Source organism: Verrucomicrobiaceae bacterium (assembly GCA_016713035.1).
Taxonomy (GTDB): Bacteria; Verrucomicrobiota; Verrucomicrobiia; order Verrucomicrobiales; family Verrucomicrobiaceae; genus Prosthecobacter.
Map to the genome: position 1 here is coordinate 536,774 of JADJPW010000001.1, position 22,018 is coordinate 558,791.

The window sequence follows — 22,018 nt, forward strand, 5'->3', positions numbered from 1 at the left end:
AATTGCGGGGGATCAGAAGTTGTAGTTCAGGCCGAGGGTCGGCGTGAAGTTCCAGGTCTTGTAGTCGTAGATGCCGCCGAAGCGGCCGGTGGTGGTCTCAAAGCCAGCGAGATTGCTGTCATTGCGCATGTAGGTGACGCCGAGGGTGAGCTGGAGCTGCTTGGTAAAGGTGTGCACGAGCTGCAAACTGGCGGTGGTGCGCCAGTCCTGGCGGTCTTGCGGGAACTGGCCCGGTGCGAAGTGCTGGAAGGAGGCGTAGCTCTGCATCACGGAGAGATCGATGCGGTCTTTGCCCGTCACTGGCACGCTGTAGCGCACGGAGAGGCCGGGGGTGATCTGGTCAAAGTCACTCGGCTGCGCCTTGATCCAGTTCAGCGTGGCGGAGACGGTGAGGTTGCCTTTCCCCACGTTTTTCCGCCAGAACGGCACCACGGCGCTCAGCGTGTGGAAATTCAGCCCGCTGCTGTCGTAGGAGCTGTCGTAGAACCAATTGCCGCTGTAGGACAGGTAGTAGGGCACTTTGCCAAAAGCCAGTCCGGCAAGCATGACGCGGGTGCCGAGCATGTTGCGGCTGAGGGTGTCCTGGTTGGCGTAGTCGCTGCGGTTCGCCACGAAGGCCCAGTCGAGATACAAGCTGCTGCCGAGGGTGGTGCGCCAGCCTGCGGAGAGATTGGTGTCCAGCAGCCAGTCTTTCTGCTCACGAAAGTCGGAAAAAGCGTTCGTCGTGTGCGTGTAGGCGGTGGAAAGATTCACATAGTAGGGATCCGGGTCCACCAAGGACGAGAAGGGATTCGAAGAGGAGGCGGTGCTGCGTGTGATACGCTGGGTTTCCACTTCACCCACCTGAGCGCTGGCCTGCTGACCACAGGCATCGGTGACACAAAGCGTCGAGGCGAGAACCATGCTGAAAAAGCCATTCAGCAAGCGAGAAGTAGAGCGTCGGGGGGAAGACATCTGTTAAATATTTGACATTTGTTAAATAAATCAATTTAAATTAAAAAAAGGGGGCTATCGGCTCCTGGAACGCTGCCACGCTCCGGCTGCATGAGCTGCCCAGGTTTGATAAAAGTCGGCTGGCAAAAACAAGGCCGCGCCAGCCACCATGGACAACGTGAAAAGAGTCACGCCCGGAATGGTGAAGGCGATCCCCACATGCAGGGCGACGAGGCAGAGCGTCATTGGCACACGAGTCGCACGAAACCACACTAGGAACGGTGCCAACCCCTCGACGATCACGGTCCCCCAAGTGATGCCACGACGAATCCAACCATCCAAAGCCAGCGTGATCCAGGGCATGCGGCCTTTTTCCCACCACATGTCACTCGCTACGGCCCAGTGCATGGCGTCTCCCGTCCACCAAGCGGGCTCCTGCGCAAATTTGTAAGGCAGGCTGACGGCATAGATGAGCAGGAAATTGACCTGCATCAGTCGCCAGGCCCAAACCAGCGGCAGCGTGGGCAAGGCTTTTGAAGCGTGGCGGCGTGCATCCAAGCTGAGCCGCATGCCCCAGGGAGAAAACATACCGTAAAACAGCAGCATGCGCAGCACCAGATCCTCGCCGTTCACCACCCATGGGCAGCGGTTGATCAACGAGGTCATCAGCAGGAACAGCGAAATCGTCATGAGCCGCGTCCGCCACCCGAGCATCAGCCCCACGCTACACGCGACGCACACATGCCTCCAAAACCCCACCGGCACGACGCCCTCGGTCCAGTACAATAGCGAGTACCAATCCTGGTGCCTACCCGCGTAAAGCTGCTCGTCGTGGAGCTGCAGCATGCCGTCCGCAGCGTAAAAGCGGTCCCAGTTTGGCGTCAGGGCGAGAAACATGGCCAGCAGCAACGCTCCCACACCGATGCGGCACACCGCCATCGGCAGTGGGTCCTGACGGGCAAACCAAAAAGAGTTCCAAGCTTTCATCGGGGAGCCTCCTCCTTGGTAGGGAGTGTGTAGCGACCGAAGTCAATCGTGTGCCAGTCGTCCGACACGAGCTTTTGCCGCCTCACGGCCTCATCCGGCGGTAGGATCATCTGGTAGCGCAGATTCCAGCGAATCTTGGTCAGGGGCATACCCTCGTGCTCTGGATACAAACGGGCCAAGTAGCGCATGCAGGCCTGCCGGGCGAATTCGTCGCGGTAGATGTTCAGATCGAGCTTCCGCTGTCTGAAATCAAAAATGTAGGTTTGGGCCCACGTGCGCTTGCTTTGCCCCGGCAGAGGCAAAAGCACCCATTTCTCGGCCTTGCCACTGCCATACACGCCCCGGATGTCATAGTGCCAGTTGAACTCACTCTGCTTGCCAAACATCTGCCAGACATTGTTCAGACCCGCGAGGTGCGCATACTGCTGCCAGCGCCAATGGACCAAACTCAGCCGGTATTTCGCCATCGGTGCCCAGTCCGCCGTCCATTCCGCATGCTTCCGCGCCGCCCACGCGGGTGGCAGGCTCACATACAGCACCGTGGAGATGTTTAGCACGATGAACAGGCTCAAAACCACGCGCCACCCGCGACCCGGCAGCTTTTCAGCATCGGGGCCCGCCTGCTCGTCTGGGGTGACTTCGGTGTGACTCATGCCGGATGAGTGCTTTACCCGGTGCGTTTGGCAAGTCATGAGAAGTCCCGGCTGGAAAAGTCCGCACGGCCCGTTATCAACACCTCCTCTTCCTCATCTCCCCATGACACCTCAGCAAAAAGCAGAATCCCTCGGCCTCACCTTCGCGAAGCAAGCCCCCGGCTACCTGAACCTCTGCATCCGCAGTGGCAACCAGCTCCTCACCTCCGGCCACGTCAGCGACCTCAAAGGCAAGCTCGGAGCCGACTTGAAGACCGAAGACGGCTACAAGGCTGCCAAGAACTGCGCTGAAAAAGTCCTCCGCTCCGTCTGGGACACTCACGGCACGCTCGATGGCCTCAAAGTCATCAAAGTGCTCGGATGCGTGAACTCCACGCTCGATTACAGCGACCAGCACCTCGTCATCAACGGCTGCTCCGACCTCCTGCACGAAATCTTCGGCAAAGAAGGCGACGGCTACCACGCCCGCAGCGCCCTCGGCTTCGCCCAACTCCCCACCGGCGCCGCCGTCGAGGTCGAAGCCATCTTTGAGATCAAAAGCTAGACCCAATGCCGCTAAGCAAAAGGGTCGATGATGAGATCGTCGCTGGCTTGGAGAGAAGATGCCGAGAGCAGGCGTGGCCATTTGCTCACGGGCTGTCGCACCTTGCGCTGGCAACTACGTCTTCGTCGCGCTGGTAACGCGGCTTGGGCGATTTGCTCTCGCACTCGGCGCACCAGCACTCCTTGTGCCGCCTCGTCCATGAGGCCCTGCGCTGCCTCCAGCACCAGTAGCAGCGCTACGGTGTGCTCCAAACAGTGGCTCATGCTGATGCGCAGCGCTCCTGCCTGCCGGACTTCTTCATCCTCACTGCTCTGTGCGCAGGCTAGTCGCTCCTCAGCCACCAGTGAGCTGGCGATGAGGAGCGCGGCGAGTTCTTGCTGTGCTGTCTCGGTGCGTTGTGCGCTGAGCAAATGCCCTCCGTGAAGCACGAGCTTGAGTTCTTTGTAAAAGACTTCCTGTTCCCAGCGCTTCGCATACAACGCCAACAACTCACGCGCACTGCCCTGCTGCACGCTCAGGCTCGTCCACAGCCGCACCTTCACCCACTCTCCAGCGGCGTTGCGCACTCGCCCCACGATCTCGCGCACTGGCAACTCGCTCTGGCGCATCGGCGGATGTTTGCGCGGGCGGCCCCGCGCTTTGTTCGCCTCGGGTGTCTGCTTCTCGTCAGCTTTGGACGGAGCTGTTGTTGACGAGTCTGCGCATGGGCTCTCACGCTCGCGCAGACTCACCACCACCTCCGCACTGCCATCGGCATGCACGCTTTGCACTCGCACGGAGAGCTTTTGCCGCACTCGGACCAAAAAGTGACTCTGCGTGCGCTGCGAATGTTTTTGCAGTTCTTTGAGCATCGGAGCCTGCCCGTAATAGCGGTCGGCGATGAGCAGGCTGCGAGCCTGGTAGCGCGGCGAGCAGCGGATCGGCCAGCGATTTCTCATTGAGCGCACCCAGTGACATCGATACGGCCAGCGGTGCATGGGTGCCGAGCTCGACCAGCGTGCTCATGGAGAGCTTGGCAAAGGCTGCCTGCGCACGACGACTGCGGCTTTTGGGCACTTGGGCGTTGATCTGCACGGTGTTAAGCAGGTTCCACTGCCCACCGTCGATGCCGACCAAGCGCAGCCCGGCGAAAAAACACGCTGGATGCCGCTGCTCACAGGCTAGCGGCACCAGGGAGTGGCGCATGCAGGCATCGAAAGCTTGGGTGGATATCTTCAAACGACGCTGGCTTAGCGCCGCGGAGCCTGATGCGCACAGCAAAATAACGACCGATGATCTGCTGTAGGCTGCCGCAAGCGTGCAGACTTTGGGCGACCATGCCGGCGATGAGTTGCCAACCGAGAAGTTTGCGTCGCGGCCCTTGGTGCGTTGGCTCTGCCCGCAGTTCCTCGGGCAACTGCTCGACGCCGAGTTTTTTGCGGATGCGTGCAGAGAGATGATGTTCGTATCGCGGTGGGCTGGATGGCTTTACCATCTACCGCTAGTTGACTCAGCTACTCAGTTGTACAGCACTCTTTTCGCCCCTCTTCGCTTTTTTTGCTTAGCGGCATTGTGGCTAGACCGGTTCTCAAAAGAATGTCATAAACGCGTCTTTGGGCGGCACTGGGACTGAAGGATGGATGGCTGGTCGAACAAAGAGCGTAGGGACTCGATGATACGGTCCTGAAGTTGCTCGGAAGTCTTGGCGATCCAGCCGTTGAACCAGTCGGCCTTCATGCGCAGCCACAAGCGTTCGATGGCGTTGAGATCGGGCGAGCGTGGTGGCAGATACTCGGGCTCAAAGTGGTGCCAGTTAAGACTCTTGGTCTTGTGCCATGAGGCGTTGTCGAGCACCAGGATGGCGCGGCGTCCTGCCACGTGCGGATTCTCCTCAGCTAGAGTGTCAAGGAACACCTGAAAGTGACGCTGTCGCACAGGTTGAAGAGCAGTGCGCCGAGACGTCCATCTTTGGGCCGCACTGCGCCAAACACATTGTAGCGGATGTGCTCGCCGAGATAAGGTGAGTGGCGCACCTTGCCGATCTTGGTCCAGGTACGGCGCGGGCGCGGATCGCCTTCAAAGCCGCTTTCGTCGCTGAACCACAAGTCGACGCTCGGATCGGCCACCCAGCGCTGGAGCTTTTGGCAGAAGGCTTGGCGCTTGTCCTCATCCTGGTTGAGCGGCCAGGGGCGCGGAACTTTGAGGCGGTAATCGTGCTCGTGGAGATAGCGCACGGTGGTGCTGTAGCCGAGCTGCGTTTGCAGGTTCTGCTTGATCCAGCCGTGCAACTTCACCGCAGTCCAGTGGCTCTGTCCAGCCAGCGACGGATCTTCGATGAGAGGCAGAATTTTTTCGTTCACTTGTTCCTTGGGCAGGATTCGGCGACGGCCGCTGCTACGCCCAGGAATGAGACCATCAAGGCCGGCGAGATTGAAGGCTTGGATAAAGCGCAAAACCTGCCGCAGGCTGAAGCCTGAGAGGTCAGCGACTTGCTCGCGGCTCTTGCCTTCATAAAGCCAGCGCAGCGCTTGAAGCCGACGAAAGCCCTTCTTCGTGGGTGAGCAATCCATCGCCACGCCGACCTCTTCCAAGGTCGCGTTTTCGAGATTGAGTGTGATGCACGGGCGGGCCACCGCCGCCTATTAATTACCGCAATTCTAAAAAGTACAGCCTCAATATGACATTCTTTTTGAGAACCGGTCTAGCGGCATTGCGGCTAGACATGCAATCATGGTGAGCAATTTCCCAAAGATGCAGGGAGTTCTAAAGTTTGGTTTCAATAGGAGTCTGCGGGCCTCCTTGAATATGGGTATGCGGATCTACTTCGCCGCTGTCGTGGGCGGGGCGGCTTTCACGCTCACGCGGATGGGCTGTGAGATGAGGATCTCGACGGTGTCAGTGGGATTGGCGGCGGTCGTCACGCTCTTCATGCGGCTGGCGGCGGCAGTCAGGGCTGCTTCGGCCTGTTTTTGCTTTTCAGCGGCTTTTTTCGCGGCTGCGGCATCGGTGGCGGCGATCTTTTTGGCCTCGGCGGCAGCGGCGGTGAGTTGTTGCTCGGCTTTCTTTTGCTCCGCTTCTGCCAGCGGCACCGCAGCGGGGTTGTAGCGGTATTTGCAGATGCCCAGGCTTTGCAGGGCAAAGGTGTAATCCCCCGGCGCGATCTTCAATTCCGCGAGATTGAGCGCTAGCTCATGCGTGGCGGCCTTCAGCGGGATGTCGAACTCCTTGATGGCGCTGAAGCCTTCGCCGTAGGCTTTTACTTTGATGGAACTGCCGTTGAATTCATTCCGCCAAGTCAGCTTGAGCGGGATTTTCAGCGTTTCGCCTGCTTTGGCCTCATAGACCTTGTTTTCGGCTACGGTGATGGACAGCGGCGCTTGCTCCGAGTCCGTGACGGAGACGGGAATATCAGCCATGAGGCGTGGGGCGGGGATTTCGCCTTTGGCGTCCTTCACAGACCATTCCATGCTGGCGAGCCGCACGGGCCGTACGACCTCTTTGCCGCCGATGAGGGCTTTTCCGACGATTTTTGCCAAAGCGAAGCCACGCGGGGCTTTTTCATCGGCGGAGAGGATGAGGTGCCCATAGCTTTTGCCTTTGCCGATCTTCAATCCGGCGGCGCTGACGCCTGGAGGCAGGTTTTCCATGTGGATGTCGATTTCGCCATCGAAGCCATCACGGCGCTGCACCACGACTTCAAAGGCGCGGGCATCGCCCTGTCGGAGTGACATGGGCTTGGAAAGGGAGGCGCGGTCTCCATTGCGCAGGGTCATGTGGACGGCCCAGGTGGCGAGGGCGAAATCGGGCGCTGCCTGGCGGACGAGCAGGCGATAGACGTTGTTGGCATCGGAGCGGGTGCCGCCAAAGAGGTCACGCACTTGCAGGCGGTAGGTGCCGTCTTCTTTGACCTCGAATTTGCCGAGCACGTCGGGTGATCCGGCATCGTAGGGCGGGCCGTCGTAGGAGTAGCCGTTGCTGGTGACCTTCATCGGTGGGGCGATGTCGTAGAGCTCGGCCACATCGGTGAATTGGCCTTTTTTGACCTGCTGCACGAGCACAAAGGGATCGGTATTGAGCCCGAGTCGCTCACTGGCGACCTCGACCCACCAGGTCTCGCCTTTTTTCGCGGTGAACTCATAGGTATCGACATCTGCGGCGGGATAAAAGGCCCCTGCGATGTCGCATGGCAGCGTGATCTTTTGGGCGTCTTTGTTGTTCGGCTCCGATTCGGTGGCTGCAGCACTAGCGGCGAGACCGTGCGGAGGCCAGGACATGGCGCTGACCATTTGAGTCTGCGGTTGCGGCTGCGCGGGGCTTTTCTGCAAAGCGAGGCGGTAAAAGTGGCGCTCGCCGCCTTGGTAAGTGAGATCGTTCACTTTGATGATGTAGGTGCCATCGGCGGGCGGGGTGAAGTCAATGATGCCGCCGGTGCGATTCACTTTGAGGTCTGCGCCTTTGCCATCCGCCAGGATGACGACGGGCGTGAGCCGTGAGTCGATGCCGACCGCTGCGCAGTCGATGGAGACGGCCTGGCCCTTCACGCCGGTGAAGGAATAAAAATCCACGGCTCTCCTCGTCATGGTGGCATTGCAGATCGAGCCCACGGGCAGTTTCAGAGCTGTTTCGAGCGAATTGTTCGCTTGGGTGCGGACGATTTCCGGCAGCTTATTGACCGAAAAGGCCCGCGCGGAGGACACGCCGAGCCGTGACATGACACGGGCATCGTAAACACCCACCGGAGCATCGGCGGCGATGCTGACGGTGAATTTGTTCGTGGCACCCGCGACGGGCTTGGCAGTGATCTTCGGTGTGGAGAAGGTCAGCTCGGTCACGTCCTCGGTGTTTTCACCGGTGATCGTGACTTCGACATTTTGGCCCACCTGTCCGCCCATCGGCATCAGCGTGAGCAGACGCGGCAACGGCAGCGTCACCTGCTGGGCGAGCAGCGGAGCAGAAAAAGCAGCGAGGAAGCAAAGAAAGCGCGGAAACATAGCCGCAAACCTACGCCGCAGAATCCGCGTTCTGTTCAAGCCTTTGATTCAGCAGACTACTTCACGAACATCGGGTCTTTGGGATTTCCTTTGCTCAGGAGGTAGGCCATGAGGTCGAGAATGTCGTCTTCTTTGAGCATGAAGAGCAGGCCGGGGGGCATCATGCTGACTTTGCTCTCTTCGGTTTTGGTGACCTGCTTCACATCGACGTTGGTGAAGTTGTTCGGGTCCATCATGTTGGTGCAGACCATCATGGTGTCCTCTTTCATGTTGGCGATACGGCCGGTGACAGTGCTGCCGTCTTTTAAGGTGAAGACGGTGCTGCCGTATTGGTCGCTGATTTCTTTGTTGGGATCGAGGATGTGCTCCAGCAGGTCACGCGGGCTGTATTTTCCGGCCACGCTGGTGAGATCTGGGCCGACGGCACCGCCTTCGTTGTTGAAGCGGTGGCAGGCGTAGCAGGTGGCTGCGCCGAACATGTTGCGCCCGTTGGCAAAGTCGCGATTGCCCTCCAAACCGACGCCGAGGGATTTTTCCAGCTCGGCCATGGTCCATGCTTTGACGAAGCTCATGGGCTTGGCGGTGAAAGCGGGCGCTTTGGGCTCTGCTTTGGCTTCGATGACGTCTTTGAGGGCGGCGAGCTCGGCTTCGGGCACGCCAGCGAGGAAGTCTTTTTTGATTTCGCCGATGAAGAGGTCAAAGGAGGCACCGCCTTTGTAATTCGCGGCACGCAGGAACCAACTCAGGTACTCGCGGCGTAGCTCAGAGGTCCAGCCGCTTTTGGCAAAGCGCAGGATGCGTGCGTAGTCGATCTGCTCTTCCTGCGAGGGGGAGGCATTCACCAGCGGGGCGGCCTTGGCGACGATGCCGGGCTCTCCGAGAAAGACGAGCAGCTCGCAGAGGTCGCGATCCGTGCCGCTATCGCCAGTGGGGAAGTAGGTGAGGAGGCGCAGGGCGGTGTGTTTCCCGGTGTCCTCATCCGGTGCCCCGAGGCGGGTGAAGGCCAGCATATGATCCCGCAGATAGGTGCTGCGGTCGATGCCCTGGAGCTTCATGAAGTCGATTTTTTCCAAAGAGGCGAGGATGGGCTTCAGCAGTGACTTGTCCTCCCCTGCGCAGCGTGCCAGGGCCATGAGCGCGGTGAGTGCGGTGCGTGGATTTTGCTCCTGAAGGGTGCGCTGCTTCCACTGATCGAGCGGCTGATGCTCCAGCACGATGCGTGCGGCGAAGCGGATGTGGCGGTCTTCATGCCCGAGGCCCTGCCAGGCGAGCTCGACGGCTTTGGGGTCTTGCTTGCCGTGAAAGGCCTCCAGCGTGCGGCGGAAATTCGGCGTGGTGACGACGGGTAGGCTTTTCCGCTGCGTGGGCTCCTTGCCTGCATAAGTGACGCGGTAGAGGCCGGACTGCACTTTGCGCCCGCCGACGCTGACATACATCGCGCCGTCTTTTTTCGATACCTCGATGTCGGTGAGCGGCAGTGGGGATGCGCTCATGAATTCCTCCGCGACGCCGGAGTAGCCCGTGCCTTCTTGATTGAGGTGCACGGCGTACATTTTGCCGTAGCTCCAGTCGCAGATATAGAGGGCGTGCTGATACTTCGCAGGAAAGGTAGAGCCGTAGCCGAAGGCGACGCCGGTGGGTGATCCAGGGCCGATATTCACGACGGGGGGCAGGCTGTCCTCCCAGCGGACGGGCCATTTTTTGCTGCATGTGCGCCAGCCATACTCGCCACCGCTCTGCATGAGGCAGACGCGTGTGGGACGATACCACGGCATGCCGGTGTCCCACTCCATGTCGGCATCGAAGCCGAAGATGTCGCCGTTTTGATGAATGGCGATGTCGTAGGTGTTGCGGGTGCCGGTGTTGATGAGCTCCCACTTTTTGCCATCGAGATCGGTCTTGGCCAACCAGCCACCGGGAGCCAGCACGTCCCGCATGAAGCCACGCCCCAGGATCATGGGGAAGAGCTGATCTTCCGCCCAGTTTCGCGGCACGCGGCTGGTTTCGCAGCTAGGCTCCGGCGTTTGATTGCCACACATGATGTAGAGTGATTTGCCATCTGGCGCAGCGACGACGGCGTGCGGTCCATGCTCGCCTGCACGGCCGGGGAAGGCACGCAGCAGCTCCAGCTTATCAAATTGGTCGTCCTTGTCCGTATCGGTGCAGCGGTAGAGGCCCCGGGTATTGTCCTCATCGCTGTCGGCTTTGGCCTTGCCCTTCTTTTTGGCCGCCTTCTCCGGCGTCTGGGCATTGGCGTGGTAGGTGGAGTCATTCACCACGCCGTAGAGGGCACCTTGATGAAAAAGCAGGCCCTGGCAGTGCCCGAAGTCGATTTTGAGCCGCTCCACCTTCGTGTCTGCGGCCTTCCCCTTCAGCGCGGGCGGCGTGATGCGGTAGAGCGCTCCGTATTGATCGCTGCAGATGAGGCGGCCTTTGTCATCCTGCGTCATCGCCACCCAGGAGCCTTCCTGGTCCTTCGGCACGGAGTAGAGCAGCTCCGCCTGGAAGCCCTGTGGCAGCTTGATTTTATCGACCGGGGTGGCCTGACCGGCGATCTGGGCATGCGCAGTGGCCGTGATGGCGAGGAACAGCGGGAGGAGGTGTGATTTCATGGAAGGGAAAAGTTGGAACATCGGGCAAGGAGCATCCATTTCAATGTTCGATCTTGAATGTTCGATGTTCACTGGTGAACGTTCTGCATGCCAGAAACCATTCTCGCCCTCCTGAACTCCGAAACGCCACGCACTGGCATCACCGCACGCGGCTGGGTCCGCACCAAGCGTGACTCGAAATCCTGCTCCTTCCTGGAAATCAATGACGGCAGCGGCTTCAAAGGCCTACAAGCCGTGGTGGACGCCACGCTGCCCACCGCTGGGCTGCTACCGCGCATTCTCACTGGAGCGTCGGTGGAGATTGACGGCGACTTGATCGCCTCACCCGCCGCAGGTCAAAAATGGGAGCTGCAGGCCAAGGAACTGCGCCTCGTCGGCGAGGCCGATGCGACCTACCCACTGCAAAAGAAAGGCCACACGCCCGAGTTCCTCCGCACCATCGCCCACCTGCGGCCCCGCACGAATCTCTTTGGCAGCGTCTTCCGCGTGCGCAGCAAGATGGCCTTCGCCGTGCACCGCTTCTTCCAGGAGCGCGGCTTCTTCTACGTCCACACGCCCATCATCACCAGCAGCGACTGCGAAGGGGCAGGGGAGATGTTCCAAGTCACCACGCTGAAGCCCAACACGCCCACCAAGCCCGAGCAGGACTTTTTTGGCCGCCCCACCTACCTCACCGTCAGCGGCCAGCTCCAGGGCGAGGCCTTTGCCTGTGCCCTCGGCAACATCTACACCTTCGGCCCCACCTTCCGCGCCGAGAACAGCAACACCACCCGCCACGCCGCCGAGTTCTGGATGATCGAGCCCGAAATGGCCTTCTACGACATCTTTGACGACATGACGCTCGCCGAGCAAAACGTGCGCTACCTCGTCCAGGCCATGTTTGACGAGTGCGCCGATGAATTGGAGTTCTTCGGCAAATTCATCGACAAAGAGCTCGTCGCCAGATTGCAGCAAACCCTGGCCAAGCCCTTCGAGCGCATCAGCTACACCGACGCGGTCGATATTTTGCTCAAAAGCGGCCGCAGCTTCGAAAACCCCGTCGTTTGGGGCGAAGGCCTACAAACCGAGCACGAGCGCTTCCTGGCCGAAGAGCACGTCAAAGGCCCCGTCACCATCTACAACTACCCCAAAGCCATCAAACCCTTCTACATGCGCCAAAACGACGACGGCAAAACCGTCGCCGCCATGGATCTACTCGTCCCCGGCATCGGCGAGATCGTCGGTGGCAGCCAGCGTGAAGAGCGACTCGACGTGCTGGAAGCCGCGATGACCAAACAGGGCCTCGATCCCGCCAACTACGCCTGGTACGCCGACCTCCGCCGCTACGGCAGCGTCCCGCACGCCGGCTACGGCCTCGGCTTTGAGCGACTCCTCATGTTCGTCACCGGCGTGCCAAACATCCGCGACGTGATCCCCTTCGCCCGCACACCCGGCCACGCCGATTATTGATCCGCACAACACCGCGATGGCCTGAGCGCTGGATTTTGAATCCGGTAGAGTAGAGAGGGGACGGCAGTGATGCCGTCGCCCTCCCCCTCGTCAAACCGGACGTGCGGATTTCCCGCATCCGGCTTTTGCTCTCCATGTTTCCATGGAGCGGCTTGCGCCGACAGACGACTCTTCTGCAAGGCTTTCATAGTTGGATCAGTCCCTTCCGATTGAGATGTGCATTGGCGCTCTGGTCGCCAGATGGCTTCCAGGCTCTCTGGCTACGACTCTGGAGATGCCAAGTGAGTTTCTTCCTCACGTAGCTATTGAGGTCCCGTTTGGCTTTCCGCGGATGCCCTAGCTCAACGTAGTTCGCCCAGCCGCGTAATGACGCGTTGAGCCTTTCGATGAGTTCCGGCAGTGGCGTATGGCTTTGGTTCCTCCCAAGTATCTCTGCGACTTTCTCCCGCGCCCGCTTTTGCGCTTTGGCGCTGGGTTCCACTCTCAGATACTTCTTCCCCTTTATCCCATACTGTTCATGCGCATGCCTCAGGCTGTAGCCGAGGAAGTCGAGCTTCTCGCCGTCGGCTCTTAGATCGTGGATCACTCGGGTTTTGTCCCGATTGATCTTTAACCCGAGGCGTCTTTCGATTTTCTCTTCCACCCAGGCTTCGATCCTTTCTCCCACATATCGGGCGAGGATGACGAAGTCGTCAGCATACCTTATCAACCGGGCGTTGGCCCCTGCCGCTGGTCCTTCTTTGCCGTGTAAGGCGCGGTCGAACCAATGGAGGTGGATATTGGCTAGTAGGGGACTCAAGACGCCTCCTTGCGGCGTGCCCTGCGTACGTCGTGTCATCCGTGGTTTGCCGCTGCCACCGTTCTTGTCGTCGGGCGTTGGCGGTTCGATCACGGGTGCGTCCAACCATTGCTTGATCAAAGCGAGCACTCGTCCATCGACGACTCGCTGCCGTACTCCGGCGATGAGCTTGTCGTGTGGGATGGTGTCAAAGTAACTCGCCAGGTCGGCGTCATAGACCGCGTTGCGTCCTTCGCGGATGCTTTGCTCGACGCTTTTGATGGCGTCGTGGGCGCTGCGTCCAGGGCGAAAGCCGTGTGAGCAATCGTTGAAGTCTGTTTCAAAGATCGGCTCAAGGATGAGCTCCACTGCGGCCTGTACCACGCGGCCAACCAAGGTTGGTATGCCAAGGGGGCGCAGCTTGCCGTCGGCCTTGGGGATATAGACTCGCCGCACGGGTTGCGCACGGTAGGTCTTCTCTCGCAGGCTTTGCTGGATCGCTGTGACCCATGCCGCTTCGCCTTCTGGCGTCGCGGTGATTTGCTCTATGCTCACTGCGTCCACACCTGGCGCACCGCCATTGCGCCGCACAGTTTCCCATGCAGCCCACAGCGTGTCAGTGCGGCAGACGTGATCGTAGAGACTGTAGAAGCGGAACCGCTTCTCTTCTTTGGCCTTGCGGCCCAGCTTCGCTCTCAACTCCTGGAGTCTCGGCCACTTGTCCAGCGGCACCGTTTTACGGCACTCGGCGGCTTGCATGGCTTGTTCTGTCATAGGTCGATGGTTCATCTCCCAATCAGCTCCCTGAGGTTCTGAGTCAGCTTGTCTGTAGCCAAGGCTCCTTCGCTCCACCAGCATTGCTTCGCGCCGCCCCACGGCGCTCACCCTTCCGCTGCGCTACAGGGCCAGCCTAGCGGCTGGCTGTCTCGCACAGCTCGGCTCACCGGCCTCATCACTACGATGAGCCTCTCCGACTTCCCCTCGGCGACCTGCCAGCTTATGGCTTCGCTGGCTGACCCGCTGCGCACGGCTGACACCGCCCGCGCCGTGTGGAGTATCCCAAGTTCCCAACACCTCTTTGCTGCCGCGCTGCCCCTCTCTACCCCGGAGAACCCATCGCAGCCTTGCGGTTGCTTGCGGCGATGATGCTGGCTTCATGCAATCAGAGACACTGGCCGTTCTCAAGTTAGCGTTTCGAGGCTTCAGATGAGGATTCGCTCGCGCTGCGGCTCGGCAGCTCGCCTCGACAGGCTTCGACACAGGGAATCGCTCCCCTGCACCGCTGTCTCGGCTACATGGCTTCAACCTTTTTCCATGACTGATTCCTTTCATTCAGTGAGAGTTGTTGGACTGTGCTTGGCGCACCTGACATGACGCTGACCAAACGCTGATGGGGGTCAGATTCAGAGCATGAGCGTCCTATCAGCGTCACATGAGCGGTTCAAACCCTGCTACCGAAATGAAGCATCGCGCCTCTCAAACTCCACCTTCCCGTCCTGCAACTGGGCGGTGATGTGAGCGCCGTCTTTGAAGCCGTCTCCGAGGACGGCGAGGCGGTCGATGACACGTTGGATCGGCTTCCTTATCCATCACAACTCGCTCTGCGCGACCTCTTGACGGAGCTTTTCGAGCTGAGTGAGAATTTCGGGGGCTTCTTTGATCTCGCACAGCGGCGTCAACTGACGATGGATGTAGGACCAGTCGAGCTTTCGTGTTCCCTGGCGGACGAGGATACCCCGAACATCATTCCAGTCGAGCGGACGGCTGGCGAAGGCCTTCATAACGAGGAGGTCTTCGGCGGTGCAGAGCCGCAGACTGGCTCCGGGTTCCATTTCGATCTTCACAGCCCTCTTTACAGCCTGATCTTCAAAAGGCAGCGCACCGAGGGCGATATCGATGCCGATGCCTTGAGAAGAACGAAGAAGCATCACGCGGTTTTGGAGGGCAAATGCACGAGCCTCGCTTACGCGGGCCTCGTAAGCGATGAGGAAGTCGTCCACAAAACGCTCCTCACTGCCAAAACCGGTGAGAAGTGTGATGTCCACATCCTTGGTGAAGCGAGGTTCGCCCCAATGCTGCACGGCCATGCCGCCAATGATGCAAAAAGACCAATTTCGCTTTTCACAGAAGCTCTGGAGTTCAAGAGCGAGTTTGGTGAGTTCGTTCATGAGGTCAGGGCGGCTTTGGCAAACCATCGCTGCTGCTCCACGAGCCCAGACCATGCCGCTGCGGGCCTATGCTTTACCGCCCAAGCGGCGGAGCCGGTAAAGACCTGCATAGATTCAGCCGTGTCTGCTGCGCGGATGTCCGCATCTCGCACTTTTTGCAGTTCGGGAGCAGCTTTGGCCCAGGTATCCATCCAGCGTTTGGTGAGTTCGCGTTCGGTTTCTGTCATGGCTGTAGCTTAGGGAGCGGAGTTCGATTGCCAATCGAATCTACGAGCCCCTAACGCAGGCGGAGGTCGCACACATTCTCACCTCTTCTCAATCACCGGCTTCCGGTGCTTCTTCACGGTTGTGATGACATCCCCACCATTTGAAGTCGCCTCCGAGGACGGCTAGACAACAGCAGATCGAAGTCGGCATCGGCCAGAAGCTTCATGGCGCCCGGTTTTCCATCCGCAACACCGCGCAGCCGAAGTCCATCTCCCGCTGGCCGTTTTCCGAAGTCCGCACCACGGTTTCTGGTCGCAGCGTGTAGCGCTGACGGCGTGCATCGGAGGGATCAGGCGTGCTCGCCACCACGGCGGCATCCCGCAGGGCCACGAGGTGCTTCAGGGCTGCATCCAGCCGTTTGCCCACCGCCTTTGCGCAAGTCGAGGCCGTGTGCGGCTGACCATCCGCGAGCAGTTCGAGGATGCGCCGCCGCACCGGATCAGCCAACAGCGCAAACACCACATCCCGCCGCGCCACGGCGGGATCGCTCATACCAGCAGGAAGACGGCTGCGCTTGGCCATATTGGGCGTTTTATCATGAATCCCCCTCCGGCGACAAGAACCGAATCGCTGCCCGCCGCCACGCAGCCATCCGCTCCTCGCCACCCAAGGCCAAACATCTGGCCCCAGCCTCGATTCCGTCACCGGCGCTGGTTTGCGACACCTAGTTTCGTTCCTCACCCCTTTTTTGAATGGGTTCCGCTCCCTCCGCAGCCTCCGAACTGGTGCCATGGATCAGCAATCCTCATTCCCCAGCCTCCGCAACGTCAGGACGCATTGGCTTTCAATACTTCCCAGCCTGCCAAGTGGCGCTATGGATCAGCAATCGGCGTTCCCCAGCCTCGGCAACGTCAGTCCGCATTGGTTTTCAACACCACCAAGCCTGCCAAGTGGCGCTATGGAGCAGCATTCGGCATTCCCCAGCCACGGCAACGTCAGGCCGCATTGGCTTTCACCACCTTCAAACTTGTCAGGTGGCGCAATGGATCAGCAATCGGCGTTCCCGAGGTTCGGCAACATCAGTCCGCATTGGTTCCCACCACCTTCAAGCAAGCCAAGTGGCGCAATGGATCAGCAATCGGCGTTCCCCAGCCACGACAACGTCAGTCCGCATTGGTTCTCACCACCTTCAACCTTGTCAGGTGGCGCAATGGATCAGCAATCGGCGTTCCCCAGCCACGACAACGTCAGTCCGCATTGGCTGGCATCGTTCCCGAGTCACCAGGAGGGTGCCATGAATCAGGAATCCTCGCCTCTGCCGAAACCCCGCAACGGCCCCGAATGCTTTCCGACCCCGCGCAGCACTCCGCCTGGCAGAAACACTTGCTGCCTGCCGCATAACTGCGGGACTTGGCAAAATTCATTCCGTGTGATTGCATGCTCATCATGTCCAACCACGGCCCCTTTCATCGACGCGGCGCTCCCGGAGGACCGGGGTGCGAGGTTTCAGTGCTTCCCATCTCAGGCCGCCGCCCCGGCAGTGGCGAGGTGATCGAGGCTTGTCTGCTCGATGCGGGGGAAAAGGCCTCGGAACTCGAACTGCTGCGCACCGTGGTCTCCGGTCTCGGTGTCGTGTGGGGTCGCGATGACCTCGGTGCCTGGGCCATGGTGCCAAATGAGCCACGATCCGCCTTCGCCGCTCCATCTGCCTCCGAACCAGCCCTCCCCCACGCCCTCTACCGCGAAGACGACAACGGAGCCCGTTTCCTCATCGCCCGTTTCGCCACCCAAGCCGCAGCCGAGGCCAAAGCCGCTGAGCTGGCGCGGGGAGGGCACAAGCAGGCGTATTTTGTGGAGCCTCTTGGCCATAATGATGAAGGTTGCTCTTGCTAAAGTATCCCCTAAAATGCTCCACATGACCGCCACTTTGGAGTCCAGCCGCCAGCTCACGCTTTCTGAAGACGTCTTTGCTCAAGGACGGCTCACCAGCGGCATGCAATTTCAGGTCAGCCTGACGCCGTCGGGTTCGCTCATTCTTCGTCCCGCTCATGCGAGGCAAAAGTCACTCGTCGAGCACCTCCGCGGCCTTCAGGGCCTCGAACTTTCTCCGAATCGCGAACCGCTCGGCGCACCGATTGACCTGTGACCTACCTCGTGGACACCAACGTGCTTTCAGAAGGCATGCGCCCCCAGCCTGATCCGATGGTCATCGCTTGGTTGGATCAGCATCAGGAAGAATTGGCCATCAGTGCGCTTTCCCTGGCTGAACTCGCAAGCGGAGCGGAGGCCGTGGCAGATGGAAAGCGCAAGAACGAGCTGCTGAAACGGCTTCGCTTCCTTCAAGAAGACTTCGCGGATGCCATTTTGCCCTTTGATGATTCCGCTGCCTGGGAATGGGCACGTTATTGCAAGCGACTCCACTCAGAAGGCCGTTCGGTCCCCGTGATCGATAGCCTCATTGCCGCCACGGCCCTCGCGTATGGCCTCACCGTGGTCACACGCAACACCTCCGACTTTCCGGGTGTCACGGTGAAGAATCCGTTTTGGGCTGTTTAAGGATGTTGGAGTCTACTCCGACCAAGGAGCGATTAGCTTTCGCATCCCCGCCATAGAGCATAAAAATGAATCAATCAAAAACACCCGACATAATAAGCGAGCTTGAATTCAGAGAACTGAATCCAGTCCAGGGCTTGACTGACTTGCTAAATCTTTGGTCCAAACTGGCCGAACGCTGCAAAATGCTCGCTTCAGTTAATGCAAGATCTGAAGACTACAGTGCAGCAGCAGAGAATCAGTGGCTTGCAGTTGGAATTGAAAGTTGCATCGAAGATTTGCGCAAACTGACAAATGAAGGGCTTTTGCCACCTGAAGTTAGTTTGACTTTGGAACAGCGGCAAAAGCTAATGCAGTTAGCTGGTGACCAAGGCGTGGACGCCTTCGTGAAGAGCCAACTTGGATTGTCTTAATGATGGCCAGATTTTAAGTCACTTCTTCTCAAACACCGGCTTCCCGGCCTTCATCACGGCGGTGATGTGGTCTCCTTCTTTGAAGTGGCCTTCGAGGACGGCGAGGCTGAGCGGGTCGAGGAGGTGTTTTTGGATGGCGCGTTTGAGGGGGCGGGCGCCAAAGACGGGGTCGAAGCCGGCGTCGGCGAGGTGGCGGGTGGTGTCGTCGGTGACGGTGAGGTGGATGTTCTGCTTCGCGAGGCGGTCGATGACGCGTTGGAGCTGGATTTTGACGATTTGATCAAGCTGCGAGGCATCGAGGCGGTCGAAGATGACGATTTCGTCGATGCGGTTGAGGAACTCGGGGCGGAAGAATTGCTTCAGGCTGTCGCGCACCATGGCCTCGCGCTGCTCGGCGTTTTTCACGTCCTGGATGGCGGCGCTGCCGATGTTGCTGGTCATGATGAGGACGGTGTTCTTGAAATCGACCGTGCGGCCCTGGCCGTCGGTGATGCGTCCGTCGTCGAGCACCTGGAGGAGGGTGTTGAAGACATCTGGGTGCGCTTTTTCGACCTCGTCGAACAAGACGACGCTGTAGGGGCGGCGGCGCACGGCCTCGGTGAGCTGGCCGCCTTCCTCGTAGCCGACGTAGCCGGGAGGTGCGCCGATGAGGCGGCTGACGCTGTGTTTCTCCATGTACTCGCTCATGTCGATGCGGGTCATGGCGCTGTCATCGTCGAAGAGGAACTCGGCGAGGGCTTTGCACAGTTCGGTCTTGCCGACACCGGTGGGACCGAGGAAGAGGAAGCTGCCGATGGGGCGATTTTCATCCTGGATGCCTGCGCGGGCACGGCGCACGGCATTGCTGACGGCGGTGATGGCGTCCTTTTGGCCGATGACACGTTTGGCGAGGCGTTCCTCCATTTTGATGAGCTTCGAGCGCTCGCCCTCTTGCAGGCGTGAGACGGGAATGCCGGTCCAGTTCGCGACGACGCGAGCGATGTCTTCTTCGGTGACTTCTTCGCGCAAAAGCGTGTTCGCAGTTCTCGGCTCGTGGTTCTCGGTTGGGGCGGATTGGAGTTTTTTCTCCAAATCGGGGATGAGGCCGTATTGGATCTCACCGGCGCGGCCGAAGTCGCCTCGGCGCTGGGCTTGTTCGAGTTCGGTGCGGAGGCGGTCGATTTCTTCCTTCACTTTGCGTCCAGCATCGACGGATTCCTTTTCCTTCATCCACTGGGCTTTCAGTGCGGAGGATTTTTCTTTGAGATCGGCGATCTCGCGCTCGAGTTTTTCGAGGCGGGCTTTGGAGGCGGCGTCTTTTTCCTTTTTGAGGGCCTGACGCTCCATTTCGTCCTGCATGATCTCGCGCTCGATGACGTCGATTTCGGTCGGCATGGAGTCGAGTTCGATCTTGATGCGGCTGGCGGCTTCATCGACGAGGTCGATGGCCTTGTCCGGCAGGAAGCGGTCGGTGATGTAGCGATTGCTCAGTGTGGCGGCGGCAATGATGGCATTGTCTTGAATGCGCACGCCGTGGTGGACCTCGTAGCGCTCCTTCAGGCCGCGCAGGATGGCGATGGTGTCCTCCACACTGGGCTCGCCGACTTTCACGGGCTGGAAGCGACGCTCCAGCGCGGGGTCTTTTTCGATGTGCTTGCGGTATTCATCGAGCGTGGTGGCACCGATGCAGCGCAGCTCACCACGGGCGAGTTGGGGCTTGAGCAGATTGCCTGCATCCATCGCGCCTTCAGCTTTGCCGGCACCGACGATGGTGTGGAGTTCGTCGATGAAGAGGATGATCTCGCCCTCGCTGGAGGTGACTTCCTTCAAGAAGGCCTTCAGGCGCTCCTCGAACTCGCCACGGAATTTCGCGCCAGCCATCATGCCACCGAGGTCCATGCTGATGAGGCGTTTGTTCTTGAGCGATTCCGGCACGTCGCCAGCGACGATGCGGCGGGCGAGGCCCTCGGCGATGGCGGTCTTGCCGACGCCGGGTTCGCCGATGAGGACGGGGTTGTTCTTCGTGCGGCGACTGAGCACCTGCATGACGCGGCGGATTTCTTCATCGCGGCCGATGACGGGGTCGATCTTGCCTGCTTTGGCGCGGGCGGTGAGATCGGTGCCGTATTTTTCGAGGGTTTGGTATTTGCCTTCAGGGTCCTGATCGACCACGCGCTGGCTGCCACGCACGGCAGTGAGGGCCTTGGAGACGGCTTCGTAGGTCAAACCGGCCTGCTTGATGAGGTCGCTGATTTCCGTCTTTGTTTTGAAAAGGGCGAGCAGCATGTGCTCGACGCTGAGGAACTCATCTTTGAGCTTCTTTTGCTCATCTTCGGCCTTGGTGACGAGCTCGCGGAATTCGTTGGAGAGATAGAGGCCGCTGGAGCCGCCGCTGACCTTGGGCTGACGCTCAAGGTGGTTTGAGATTTGGGATTTGAGATTGGAAATAGCTCCTGAGGCACTGGCTTTCTCAAAGAGTGGCGTGGCGATGCCGCCTTCCTGCTCAAGCATGGCGCTGAGGAGGTGCGCGGCTTTGAGTTCTTGCTGCCCGTGGCGAGTAGCGACGGATTGGGCGGCGTTGAAGGCTTCCTGAAGCTTGTGGGTGAATTTTTCGGGGTTCATGATGGTAGGATCTATTGCCAGAAGCGTGCCATGAGAGTGACTGCGGCTACAAGCCTTGATTTATCGAGGAAAGGCCGTTTTTCGCACTGGGGGAGTGCTGCGCGGTTCTGGCACTGATATGGCCGATGTGGCACATGAGTGCCGCAAAGTGCCTAGCGGAGGCTTATTCCTCCATCCGCCCGAGATAGGTCAGTGCGCCGGTTTCTGCGTTGCGGCGGGTGACGACGATGATCTTGGCCCGCTTGGTGCCTACCCACCCGACGCTGGTGATGCGGCGGAGGCTGGTGTCGTCATCGTTGACGATGGTGCGCAGCTCCTCCAAACGGTCCCCACTGAGGCCGAGGAGCTGATAGGCCTCTTCATCCCGGATGCGGCGGTCATCTTCCGTGCCTGGGATGCCATCTGCGCCATCTCGCTCACGGATGAAGCGGTCCACGTCGTTCTCGGAGCTACCGGTGATGGCGAGGAGCACATCTTTGAAGACGGTGCGCAGGTCGATCTGTCCTTCGCCATAGACGCTGAAGTATTCACGCCAGTCGGGCTTCATGCGGTCCACGGCGTCCATGCCGCGCACGAGGATCATTTCGTCCACACGCAGAAAGCCCTGATTACGAGGTGCATCGTAGATGCCGAGTCGTTCGTAGTGATCTTTCTCCGCCCCATTGGCGCGGGGATCGCTATCATTGTCGATCCAATCCGCTAGCGAGTCTGCCGCGATACCAGCCTCCTCGGCATTGAGCTGCCAGTAGATGAACAGATTGTAGATCGCGAGGCGCAGGCGGTCATCGGAGGCATAGTTGATGGGGATGCGAGCACCTTCGTAGTTAATGACCACGTCAAAGCCGCTATCCGTGCCGATTTTCTGTTTCAGCACTTTGTCACCGCGACGCGTATTCGGGTGTGTGCCCACGGCGATGCCACTTTCCGCCAGATGCAGAGCACGAAAGTGGTAGGCATCTTCTTTGCCCTGGTCTGCGCTGTAACGCACATACTCCACCACACCGATGACGGTGATCGACATGATCATGATGGCCCACATCATCAGCATGAGCGCAGAGCCCCCCTGCCAGGAGCGGCGTGGAGTGGCGCTGGAGCGCAGGGATGGGTGCAGATGGATCACGAGTAGGGATGAATGCGTTGAGCGGCCTGG

Annotated in this window: 22 protein-coding genes; 7 read left to right on the plus strand and 15 right to left on the minus strand. The window is 59.7% G+C overall.

The genetic code is table 11. The features are described from left to right. Positions 1 to 12: 12 nt before the first annotated feature. From IPK32_02190 to IPK32_02200, 3 genes are all read right to left on the minus strand, one after another. A complete protein-coding gene (locus IPK32_02190) occupies positions 13 to 903 on the minus strand; it encodes a hypothetical protein (GenBank protein ID MBK8090825.1) in 891 nt (296 codons plus the stop codon). A gap of 105 nt (positions 904 to 1,008) precedes the next feature. Beyond that, a complete protein-coding gene (locus IPK32_02195; protein ID MBK8090826.1) occupies positions 1,009 to 1,920 on the minus strand; it encodes an HTTM domain-containing protein in 912 nt (303 codons plus the stop codon). Further along, positions 1,917 to 2,573: a hypothetical protein gene (locus IPK32_02200; protein ID MBK8090827.1), complete on the minus strand. Its 657-nt coding sequence runs from the start codon at positions 2,571 to 2,573 to the stop codon at positions 1,917 to 1,919. Before IPK32_02200 ends, IPK32_02195 begins: the two co-directional genes overlap by 4 nt. Positions 2,574 to 2,676: 103 nt before the next feature. Here IPK32_02200 and IPK32_02205 point away from each other — a divergent pair, with 103 nt between their 5' ends. Beyond that, complete coding sequence (locus tag IPK32_02205; GenBank protein ID MBK8090828.1) at positions 2,677 to 3,117, plus strand: RidA family protein; 441 nt, start codon at positions 2,677 to 2,679, stop codon at positions 3,115 to 3,117. A gap of 11 nt (positions 3,118 to 3,128) precedes the next feature. Here IPK32_02205 and IPK32_02210 read toward each other — a convergent pair whose 3' ends face one another. After that, positions 3,129 to 4,055 (minus strand): transposase, encoded by a 927-nt coding sequence (locus IPK32_02210; GenBank protein MBK8090829.1) that lies wholly within the window; start codon positions 4,053 to 4,055, stop codon positions 3,129 to 3,131. Positions 4,056 to 4,092: 37 nt separating this feature from the next. Between IPK32_02210 and IPK32_02215 the strand changes: the two genes are divergently transcribed. After that, positions 4,093 to 4,281, plus strand: a complete 189-nt coding sequence (locus IPK32_02215) for a hypothetical protein (GenBank protein MBK8090830.1) — start codon at positions 4,093 to 4,095, stop codon at positions 4,279 to 4,281. Here IPK32_02215 and IPK32_02220 read toward each other — a convergent pair. From IPK32_02220 to IPK32_02240, 5 genes are all read right to left on the minus strand, one after another. Then, entirely contained in the window at positions 4,271 to 4,591 is a 321-nt protein-coding gene (locus IPK32_02220; GenBank protein ID MBK8090831.1) for a hypothetical protein, read from the minus strand. The genes IPK32_02215 and IPK32_02220 overlap by 11 nt on opposite strands. Before the next feature lie 104 nt (positions 4,592 to 4,695). Beyond that, positions 4,696 to 5,010, minus strand: coding sequence for a transposase (locus tag IPK32_02225; protein ID MBK8090832.1), 315 nt, complete (start codon positions 5,008 to 5,010; stop codon positions 4,696 to 4,698). Further along, positions 4,992 to 5,729, minus strand: a complete 738-nt coding sequence (locus IPK32_02230) for an IS630 family transposase (protein ID MBK8090833.1) — start codon at positions 5,727 to 5,729, stop codon at positions 4,992 to 4,994. The genes IPK32_02225 and IPK32_02230 overlap by 19 nt, the downstream gene beginning before the upstream one ends. Positions 5,730 to 5,915: 186 nt before the next feature. Then, complete coding sequence (locus tag IPK32_02235; GenBank protein MBK8090834.1) at positions 5,916 to 8,087, minus strand: PPC domain-containing protein; 2,172 nt, start codon at positions 8,085 to 8,087, stop codon at positions 5,916 to 5,918. 56 nt (positions 8,088 to 8,143) lie between these two features. Then, positions 8,144 to 10,738, minus strand: coding sequence for a c-type cytochrome (locus IPK32_02240; GenBank protein ID MBK8090835.1), 2,595 nt, complete (start codon positions 10,736 to 10,738; stop codon positions 8,144 to 8,146). A 48-nt stretch (positions 10,739 to 10,786) separates the two neighbouring features. Between IPK32_02240 and asnS the strand changes: the two genes are divergently transcribed. Next, positions 10,787 to 12,148, plus strand: a complete 1,362-nt coding sequence (asnS, locus tag IPK32_02245) for an asparagine--tRNA ligase (protein ID MBK8090836.1) — start codon at positions 10,787 to 10,789, stop codon at positions 12,146 to 12,148. Positions 12,149 to 12,332: 184 nt separating this feature from the next. Here asnS and ltrA read toward each other — a convergent pair whose 3' ends face one another. The 4 genes from ltrA to IPK32_02265 form a co-directional block, all read right to left on the minus strand. Then, complete coding sequence (gene ltrA, locus IPK32_02250; protein ID MBK8090837.1) at positions 12,333 to 13,685, minus strand: group II intron reverse transcriptase/maturase; 1,353 nt, start codon at positions 13,683 to 13,685, stop codon at positions 12,333 to 12,335. A gap of 830 nt (positions 13,686 to 14,515) precedes the next feature. Next, positions 14,516 to 15,094 carry a hypothetical protein gene (locus IPK32_02255; protein ID MBK8090838.1) on the minus strand — a complete coding sequence of 193 codons (579 nt, stop codon included), beginning with the start codon at positions 15,092 to 15,094 and terminating at the stop codon, positions 14,516 to 14,518. Then, the gene (locus IPK32_02260; protein ID MBK8090839.1) at positions 15,091 to 15,321 is read right to left on the minus strand and encodes a hypothetical protein; all 231 of its coding nucleotides are present in this window, start codon (positions 15,319 to 15,321) and stop codon (positions 15,091 to 15,093) included. Before IPK32_02260 ends, IPK32_02255 begins: the two co-directional genes overlap by 4 nt. A gap of 202 nt (positions 15,322 to 15,523) precedes the next feature. Then, a complete protein-coding gene (locus tag IPK32_02265) occupies positions 15,524 to 15,883 on the minus strand; it encodes a winged helix-turn-helix transcriptional regulator (GenBank protein ID MBK8090840.1) in 360 nt (119 codons plus the stop codon). A gap of 1,083 nt (positions 15,884 to 16,966) precedes the next feature. On the opposite strand from IPK32_02265, the gene IPK32_02270 reads away from it, so the two are divergent. The 4 genes from IPK32_02270 (at position 16,967) to IPK32_02285 (ending at position 18,267) form a co-directional block, all read left to right on the plus strand. Then, positions 16,967 to 17,194, plus strand: a complete 228-nt coding sequence (locus IPK32_02270) for an SPOR domain-containing protein (protein ID MBK8090841.1) — start codon at positions 16,967 to 16,969, stop codon at positions 17,192 to 17,194. Between the two features lie 22 nt (positions 17,195 to 17,216). Further along, positions 17,217 to 17,447, plus strand: coding sequence for a hypothetical protein (locus tag IPK32_02275; protein MBK8090842.1), 231 nt, complete (start codon positions 17,217 to 17,219; stop codon positions 17,445 to 17,447). Positions 17,448 to 17,482: 35 nt separating this feature from the next. Next, on the plus strand, positions 17,483 to 17,857 hold the full coding sequence (locus tag IPK32_02280) for a PIN domain-containing protein (GenBank protein MBK8090843.1): 375 nt from the start codon (positions 17,483 to 17,485) through the stop codon (positions 17,855 to 17,857). Between the two features lie 65 nt (positions 17,858 to 17,922). Beyond that, positions 17,923 to 18,267: a hypothetical protein gene (locus tag IPK32_02285; GenBank protein ID MBK8090844.1), complete on the plus strand. Its 345-nt coding sequence runs from the start codon at positions 17,923 to 17,925 to the stop codon at positions 18,265 to 18,267. A gap of 18 nt (positions 18,268 to 18,285) precedes the next feature. Here the strand turns inward: IPK32_02285 and clpB are convergent, their stop codons facing one another. Both clpB and IPK32_02295 read right to left on the minus strand, forming a co-directional pair. Then, on the minus strand, positions 18,286 to 20,868 hold the full coding sequence (clpB, locus tag IPK32_02290) for an ATP-dependent chaperone ClpB (GenBank protein MBK8090845.1): 2,583 nt from the start codon (positions 20,866 to 20,868) through the stop codon (positions 18,286 to 18,288). Positions 20,869 to 21,031: 163 nt separating this feature from the next. After that, positions 21,032 to 21,988: a general secretion pathway protein GspK gene (locus IPK32_02295; protein ID MBK8090846.1), complete on the minus strand. Its 957-nt coding sequence runs from the start codon at positions 21,986 to 21,988 to the stop codon at positions 21,032 to 21,034. Between the last annotated feature and the right edge of the window lie 30 nt (positions 21,989 to 22,018).